Annotated in this window: 4 protein-coding genes and 1 pseudogene; 2 read left to right on the plus strand and 3 right to left on the minus strand. The window is 72.2% G+C overall.

What is annotated here, in order from left to right; translation table 11 throughout:
- A pseudogene (locus ACFU99_RS30625) lies at positions 1 to 520 on the minus strand (hypothetical protein); the annotation flags it as partial.
- 665 nt (positions 521 to 1,185) lie between these two features.
- Between ACFU99_RS30625 and ACFU99_RS30630 the strand changes: the two are divergent.
- The gene (locus ACFU99_RS30630; RefSeq protein WP_384398191.1) at positions 1,186 to 2,130 is read left to right on the plus strand and encodes a hypothetical protein; all 945 of its coding nucleotides are present in this window, start codon (positions 1,186 to 1,188) and stop codon (positions 2,128 to 2,130) included.
- Positions 2,131 to 2,158: 28 nt separating this feature from the next.
- Here the strand turns inward: ACFU99_RS30630 and ACFU99_RS30635 are convergent, their stop codons facing one another.
- On the minus strand, positions 2,159 to 3,220 hold the full coding sequence (locus ACFU99_RS30635; RefSeq protein WP_384398193.1) for a hypothetical protein: 1,062 nt from the start codon (positions 3,218 to 3,220) through the stop codon (positions 2,159 to 2,161).
- 157 nt (positions 3,221 to 3,377) lie between these two features.
- On the opposite strand from ACFU99_RS30635, the gene ACFU99_RS30640 reads away from it, so the two are divergent.
- Positions 3,378 to 3,767: an NTP pyrophosphohydrolase gene (locus ACFU99_RS30640; RefSeq protein ID WP_384398195.1), complete on the plus strand. Its 390-nt coding sequence runs from the start codon at positions 3,378 to 3,380 to the stop codon at positions 3,765 to 3,767.
- Here ACFU99_RS30640 and ACFU99_RS30645 read toward each other — a convergent pair.
- Complete coding sequence (locus tag ACFU99_RS30645; protein WP_384398197.1) at positions 3,764 to 5,305, minus strand: amino acid permease; 1,542 nt, start codon at positions 5,303 to 5,305, stop codon at positions 3,764 to 3,766. The genes ACFU99_RS30640 and ACFU99_RS30645 overlap by 4 nt on opposite strands.
- Positions 5,306 to 5,744 lie beyond the last annotated feature (439 nt).

Genomic DNA, 5,744 nt, shown 5'->3' on the forward strand with positions numbered 1-5,744 from the left:
CCTCCATGTCCAGTCCGCGCAGCGGGCGTTGGACGCGGCGCGCGAGCCACCAGGCGACGAGGACGGCGATCACGAGGAGGGCGACGGCGGCCAGCGGGCCGAGGAGCCGGTCGCTTCCGACGGCGGTGCCGGAGGGCACGGGGACGGCGGTGGCGACGGAGAGCCCGAGGCGCTGGACGCGGTCGCCGCCGGGGACGTCCGCGTGGCCGACGGCGAAGTAGCGGTCGCCGTCGCGGCGTACGGGCCCGGCGTCCTTCGCGGCGAGCTCGCGCACACCGGAGCTGTCGGCCTGGTCGCCGGAGGCGGCGAGGACGCGTCCGCCGGGGCCGGTGACGAAGGTGGTGCGGTTGCCGCGCTCGGCGGGCAGCCGGAGCGTGCCCGCGGCGACGACCAGCTGTTCCGTGCCGCCGCGCCCTTCGAGGGAGGCGAAGGAGAGCAGCCGGGGCGCGCCGGAGTCGGCGGTCACCAGGCGGGGCTGGAAACTGTCGTCCGCGCGTCCGTCGAATTGGTCGAGCGGCACGGTTTCCCCCCGTGCCGCGAGAAGTCTGCCCGTTTTCGGGTCGACGATCGCGAGTCCGCGCCACTTCCGATAGGCGGCGCCGAGTGAACTCAACACCGATTCGGGGGGATTTGGCGATGAACGTTGTTCGAGAAGCGCTACGGCATCCCGGAGATCGGCCGTGTTCTGTTCGAGAGAAGAACCGAGAGAACGCGCCGTATCGTTCGCGACATGCGCCTGGGACTCGACGACGGCACGTGAGACGGAACGGTCGTCGGAACTACCGACGGTAAGAGAGGTAAGGGCGGAAATTGCCACCAACAAGGCCAACAACGCTGCTATTGGCGGCTTTACGCCACCTAGCAGCGGCATATTCGCGCGCTTGCGCCGGGCCTGTGGCGGTCGAGGGGCAGCCCCCGCTGCCTGCATGGCATCGCTCCTGGTCAGGGAAGTTCGGCACGCCAGTTCATGAATTGGCGAACATCGTATCTCATGATTAACGGCATTCGCGGGGACCGCTCACCCGGCCGAAACACAACCCCGGTATCGACACAAGGAGTTGACATGCAGTTTCACCAGCGTTGACACATGGTTCTCACGAATCCGACACAAGAGATTGCGGATTGGACCAACCGGCGTCCCGGCTGTGACAATTCGCCCGCCAAGACCGCCTACGCTCTATCTCCATGCAATTCCCCGCAGTCAAGCCGCTCCGCCGACGACGCACCGCCCTCGCCACGCTTTTCGTCCTGATCACGGCGGGGGCGCTGGCGGTCGTCGCCGCACTCCTCATAACCCACTCGGCTCCGGCACAGCCCGTACTGCACCTGACCGATGAGGTCGGCGACTATGTGTCGGACTTCCCCCGGCACGGCGGTTACCGCACCCCGACCGCCGACCAGCGGGCCGCCCTCGCCGGCGGCGTCGCCGACGTGCTCGACGACAAGCCCGACTCCGCCCGTAAACGCCTCTCGGCCGTCGACTACACCGTCCGCACCGTCCGGCTCGGGGGCACGGACCGCACGGTGGCCGAGATCACAGAGAAACACCGGACGGGGCGCGGCTGGGGGCGCGTCTACATCGACCTCGGGCGACGCGTCCGCTGGAGCGTCCAAGTCCCGCACCCGCGCTCCGACTTGCACACCGAACTGATCGGCGCGGGCCTCTTCACCCGGACGCCCGGCGGCATCATGGTGCTCGCCGGGGCGCCGCGCGACGCGGGCAAGGGCATCTCGGCCGACATGGCCCACCGGCAGGACTCCGTCTTCGACGCGATCTGCACGGAACTCGTCGCCCGCCGCGTCCCCGGCATCCAGGTGCACGGCTTCGCCGACGACAGCTCGCCGGACCACGACATCGTGCTCTCACCGGGCCCCGACGAGGCCGCCACGGGGCCCGCCCGCCGGGCCGCGAAGAAGCTCACCGCCGCCGGGTTCGCGGTCTGCCGCGCCTGGTCCCAGGACTGCGGCCGCCTCGAAGGCACCACCAACGTCCAGGCGCAGACGGCCGCCGACCACGGCGTGCCGTTCCTCCACGACGAGAACAACCGCGAACTGCGGGACTCGGCCGAGTCCCGGGAGCGGCTGGTGAACGCGCTGGGAGGGGTGGTGAGGTCGTGGATGAAGGAGTGAGGGGGTCCGCCCCTCGGTACGGCGGCCGTCAGGCCGGGACCCAGGCCCCCAGTGCCAGCCCCGGCTCCTCCGCGCGCTGCCGGGCCACGCGCAGGCCGCCGTCGGCGGCGATGGCCGCCAGGACCACGTGCCCGCGCGCGTCCAGCGCCAGCGCGGGCGCGCCCACGCACTCCCCGCCGGTCTCGGACCAGAACGCGCCCGCCGACTCGTCGGCCGTCGGATACGCGGCGACGGCCACCCGGCCGGCCGTGGTGCGCTGCGCGAGCACCGTGCAGTCATGGCCGTCGACGGCCGTACGGAGCAGGGCGACCGGGCCCGTACCGGCGCCGCCGAGCGAGACCACGGCGTCCTCCGGCTCATCCTCGCCGCCCGCCCGCCAGGCGCGCACCTCGCCGTCCTCGGCGTCCCGCCAGAAGTGGGTGACGGAGGTCTCGCCGGTACCGGCGGACGACGCGGTGCCCGCCGCCGCTGCCGCCGGCACCGCCGGGGCGCGCTTCAGGTCGCCGCCCGGCTGCTCCTGGTTCCAGCGGTGCGCGCCCGTGCGCGCGGGGGCGATCACGTCGACGCGGCCGTCGCCGGTCGCCGCCGCCGAGAGCCCGTCCAGCAGGTCGTAGCCCTTGAGGTCCAGCCAGCCGCCCCAGGAGCCCTTGGCGTCCTGCTTCCGCCCGCACACGCCGCCACCGGCGTTGCGTACGAACACGTGCAGCGCGCCGGAGTGGCCGACGACCGCCGCGGGGAGGCCGATCTGCTCCGCCCGGCGCCAGTCGCCGCCGTAGGGCGTGCCCAGGGCCCGCCACATCGTCGGGGGGCGGCCCGGCTGGAACTGCGTGGCGTGCACGACGTCCGTCGCGACCTCGCCGTCGTCCTTCGGCTGCCGCCGCAGCCCCACCAAGTGCGCGTAGCCGTCGGCCCCTTGGGCCACGGACAGGTAGGGCAGCAGTCCCGGCGCAGCCAGCAGCTCGGGGCCCTTCCAGGAGGGGCCGCCGGGGCGCTCCTCGGTCCAGCGGGCGATGCCTTCCGCCCTCGGGGCGTAGGCCGTGAGCCGGCCGTCCGTACCGCGCAGCAGCCAGCCGGTGGTGGGGGTGTGCATGACTCGCCGCCAACCTTCCTGAAGAACGAATTCCGCGGTGCGCGGCACTGTCCGGCACACAAACCGATGGCCATCGACAATATCACTGGGCTTCGCGGGGCCCGCCGCCCGTGATCTGCTCACGGTGGCCGCCCCCGGCGCGTGCGAGGCTGTCCCCATGCACACCCTGCTGATCGTGGACGCGGCGAACGTCGTCGGGTCCGTGCCCGACGGCTGGTGGCGCGACCGCCAAGGCGCCGCCGAGCGGCTGCGCGACCGCCTCGCCCCCTACGCCGACGACGGCCTGCCCGGCGCCGCGCTCGCGCCCCCGCTGGAGATCGTCCTCGTGGTGGAGGGCGCGGCCCGCCGGACCGCCTCCGTGCCGGGCGTAAGGACGGACGCGGCGGACGGCAGCGGGGACGACCGCATCGTGGAGCTCGTCGCGGACCGCGCGGACGAGCGGCGCTGCGTGGTGGTGACGGCCGACCGGGAGCTGCGGACGCGCGTGGCGGCGCTGGGCGCCGAGGTGACCGGCCCCCGGACCGTACGCCCCGACGCCGGCCGCTAAGCCGCCCGGCTGCCGTTCCCCTTGCGCTCCGCCCGCACCCGGCTGTGCCGCTGTCCGTATACGAAGTAGACGACGAACCCCAGCACCATCCATACGCCGAACCGCAGCCAGGTCTCGGCGGGCAGGTTCAGCATCAGCCACAGCGAGGCCAGCACGGAGAGCACGGGGACGAGCGGGACCAGCGGGGTGCGGAAGGAGCGCGGGACGTCGGGGCGGGTCCGGCGCAGGATGATCACGCCGAGCGCGACGACGACGAAGGCGAAGAGGGTACCGATGTTGACCAGTTCGGCGAGCACGTCGATCGAGGTGAACCCGGCGACGACCGCGACGACGAGACCGAGGGCGATGGTCGAGCGGTAGGGCGTGCCGAAGCGCGGGTGGACGCGGGAGAAGACGGTGGGCAGCAGCCCGTCGCGGCTCATCGCGAAGAACACCCGGCTCTGGCCGAGCAGCAGGATCATGCAGACGGACGTCAGTCCGACGACCGCGCCGAAGCTGATCAGACCGGCCCAGAAGGGGTGCCCGACGGCCTTGAAGGCGTCGGCGAGCGGCGCGTCGACCGTCAGCGAGCTGTACTTCTGCATGCCGGTGACGACCACCGACACGGCCACGTACAGCACGGTGCAGATGGCGAGCGAGCCGAGGATGCCGCGCGGCACGTCGCGCTGCGGGTTGTGGGTCTCCTCGGCGGCGGTGGCGACGATGTCGAAGCCGATGAAGGCGAAGAAGACCACGGCGGCGGCCGAGAAGATGCCCATCACGCCGAAGTTGGAGGGCGTGAATCCGAACATCAGCTGGGCGAGCGGCGCCGCCAGACCGTCGCCGCCGCTGCTGGGCTCGGTGGGCGGGACGAAGGGCTTGTAGTTGCCGCCTTTGATGAAGAAGGAGCCCACGATGACGACGACGAGCACGACGGCGACCTTGACGCCGACCACGATCGACGTGACGCGCGAGGACAGCTTCATCCCGACGACCAGGATGGCCGTCAGCAGCAGCACCAGCAGGCAGGCGAACAGGTCGAAGCCGAAGTGCCCGCTCTTCGGCCCGGACAGCGCGTCCGGGACCTGCCAGCCCGCCGTGTCCAGCAGCGAGCGCACATAGCCGGACCAGCCGACGGCGACGACGGCGCAGCCGAGCGCGAGCTCCAGGACCAGGTCCCAGCCGATGATCCAGGCGGGAAGCTCGCCGAGCGAGGCGTACGAGAAGGTGTAGGCGGAGCCCGCGACCGGGACCGTCGAGGCGAACTCGGCGTAGCAGAGCGCCGCGAGCGCGCACACCAGGCCGGCGGCGACGAAGGCGAGGGCCACGGCGGGGCCCGCCGTCTCCTTCGCGATCTTGCCGGTCAGCACGAAGATGCCGGTGCCGATGACCACGCCGACGCCGAAGACTGTGAGGTCGAGTGCGGAGAGCGACTTGCGGAGCGCGTGCTCCGGCTCCTCCGTGTCCTGGATCGACTGCTCGATCGTCTTCGTCCGCAGAACCCCCTTCCCCCGGCCCCCGCCGCTGCCGCGCGCCGTCTCCCCCGACGTACCACTCATCGCCGCACCTCCGCCTGCTCGGCTGTCGCCCACCCTGAACTGGACGAGTCTCCGCAATGTTCGTCCCCATGCCGATCGCCTATGGCGTTGCGCGGCCGGATTCACTCGAACTGACGCGTGGCCCCCTATGCCAGGTGTCCTGGCGGACCACTCGAAGGGGGACCCGCGCCGAGTCGGAGCTGGTTGTACATACGCCGTACGGGCGCGAGGCGCGGCAAGCACCGCTGGCGCGGCAGATCAGGTGCGAGTGGGGCGTACGGCCGGTCGGAGTGGTGGTTGTGTCGCCGCTCCCGGGCGACGGGGGCGTACCTCCGGTTCTGGACCGCGTGCCCCGCGCAGTCAGTCAGGCACCGCCTCCCGTGCGTATAGCCCCGCGCAGCGGGCCCGCGCAGCGCACAGGCCGGTGGTCAAACGCGAACGCGGCCGCGCGGACCAGGGG

It is taken from the genome of Streptomyces sp. NPDC057654 (assembly GCF_042800135.1).
Classification (GTDB): domain Bacteria; phylum Actinomycetota; class Actinomycetes; order Streptomycetales; family Streptomycetaceae; genus Streptomyces.

What these genes read in the sequence shown, in the direction of transcription:
- ACFU99_RS30635 (WP_384398193.1), bottom strand. Translation starts at nt 3,220, where the DNA reads ATGCACACCCCCACCACCGGCTGGCTGCTGCGCGGTACGGACGGCCGG.
- ACFU99_RS30640 (WP_384398195.1), top strand. Translation starts at nt 3,378, where the DNA reads ATGCACACCCTGCTGATCGTGGACGCGGCGAACGTCGTCGGGTCCGTG.
- ACFU99_RS30645 (WP_384398197.1), bottom strand. Translation starts at nt 5,305, where the DNA reads ATGAGTGGTACGTCGGGGGAGACGGCGCGCGGCAGCGGCGGGGGCCGG.
- ACFU99_RS30630 (WP_384398191.1), top strand. Translation starts at nt 1,186, where the DNA reads ATGCAATTCCCCGCAGTCAAGCCGCTCCGCCGACGACGCACCGCCCTC.